2 pseudogenes are annotated in these 806 nt (G+C 56.9%); both read left to right on the top strand.

Annotated elements, in window-relative coordinates:
- Positions 1 to 92: 92 nt before the first annotated feature.
- A pseudogene (locus EOB59_RS37105) lies at positions 93 to 278 on the top strand (pyridoxal-phosphate dependent enzyme); the annotation flags it as partial.
- Positions 279 to 553: 275 nt separating this feature from the next.
- Positions 554 to 717, top strand: a pseudogene (locus tag EOB59_RS35000) (thioredoxin domain-containing protein); the annotation flags it as partial.
- Positions 718 to 806 lie beyond the last annotated feature (89 nt).

Consider the following 806-nt stretch of genomic DNA (forward strand, 5'->3'; position numbering starts at 1 on the left):
TGTGTTTTAGAAGAAGCTGGTTGATGGCTGCTATCGCTGCGTCCGAAAGGTCTCCACCAAGGCGAACTCCTCTGATTTCAGCTCCAACACGGCTGGTCAGCGGTACAACGTCGGAGTCAGGAATTCTCTTCGTCAAGCTCGAAAGCCAAAATCCCGGCGGATCGATCAAGGATCGCATTGCGTTGTCGATGATCGTTAATGCCGAACAGCGTGGCCAGCTCGCGCCGGGCGGTACAATCATCGAAGCGACCGCTGGCAACACAGGGCTCGGCCTGGCCTGGCGGCACGAAGCGCGTGATCGCGTGTCCAAAAGCTGACAGCGTCAGACAAATGTCAGGTTCATTACAACCAACATCTGGGCACTGACGAGGTTTTTCGAAGCAATGGGCGCTAACTGCGCGCTGAGCGCGTTGGCATGGCTTTTGAGACTGAGTGACTGTGACTGCACTTAATGGGGCAAGACGAGCGATGCGCTCCTCCCTGAACCCGTGTGCCGTCTCTGAGAGGAAACCAGCTCGTGCAGAAACCTTTGGAAATAGCTTTGGACCGCAACGTGGTATTGCAGATGGAGTCCCCGGCTCCTTCGATTAGAGTCGAGAACTGGCTGCATGGCGAGCCCCTCACGAGCTTTGAGCCCGGCAAGTGTACATAGTCGAATTTTGGGCAACTTGGTGCGGCCCATGTGTGGACGGGATGCCCCATCTGATCCAGCTGCAGGGCGTCGCCAGGCGCGCCATCTGGACAGCAGGAGCTGGACTATGGGCAAGGTAACAGGCTTTCTCGAAATCGACCGGCAGGTGCACAAG

The organism is Mesorhizobium sp. M7A.F.Ca.MR.176.00.0.0 (assembly GCF_004023165.1).
GTDB lineage: Bacteria > Pseudomonadota > Alphaproteobacteria > Rhizobiales > Rhizobiaceae > Mesorhizobium.